Consider the following 795-nt stretch of genomic DNA (forward strand, 5'->3'; position numbering starts at 1 on the left):
ATGAATGCCATCCTTTATATCAACAAGACCGGCTGCCAGTGGCGTATGCTTCCTTCTGACTTCGCCCCTTGGCAAACCGTCTATTACTACTTCCGCAAGTGGAAGCTTGGAGGTGTGTTTGAAGAGGTAATGGATGCCTTGCACTCCCTTATCCGTAAACAGGCGGGACGGGAGGAAAGTCCCAGTCTTGGCATCATGGATTCCAGAAGCGTAAAGACTTCCCATCATGTTGATTCTGACCGTGGTATAGACGGGAACAAGAAAACCAAAGGACGGAAAGAGCACATCATAGTCGATACGCTCGGCCTTCCGTTAGCCATCGCAATCCATGAAGCCAACCTGCATGACAGCAAGGGCGCCCCACAAGCCATAGAGAAACTCGCTTATAAATTTCCGCGCTTGGTGAAAATCCTGGCGAACGGAGGCTATAGGGGAGATTTGGCTGATTGGGTCAAAAAGAAATTCGGATGGATATTGGAGGTCGTACTCAGACCGGACGAATGTCCGTCCAAATTTCAGGTACTGCCCAAACGTTGGATTGTGGAACGCTCTTTCTCATGGTTGGAAAACTTCAGAAGGCTGACCATCGATTATGAATTCCTTGCTGAAACCGCAGAAGCTATGGTACAGATTGCATTCATACAAATCATGCTTAACAAATTTATCGAATGAAATCAAAACAGCTTCTTAAACCATTTCTGGAAAATGTTATAAGGGACTTTGTTCTTGACACAAAACGATTGGAGAGATTCTCCACGGGGTAACGCCTCCGTCTGGTACTGAAAGTAAAACCTT

Annotated in this window: 1 protein-coding gene; it reads left to right on the forward strand. The window is 46.4% G+C overall.

The genetic code is table 11. The features are described from left to right. The coding region (locus B5F78_RS16640) for an IS5 family transposase (RefSeq protein ID WP_087407267.1) at positions 1-672 on the forward strand (672 nt) is incomplete at its 5' end. Positions 673-795: the final 123 nt, after the last annotated feature.

This window comes from Bacteroides sp. An279 (genome assembly GCF_002159615.1).
Classification (GTDB): domain Bacteria; phylum Bacteroidota; class Bacteroidia; order Bacteroidales; family Bacteroidaceae; genus Phocaeicola; species Phocaeicola intestinalis.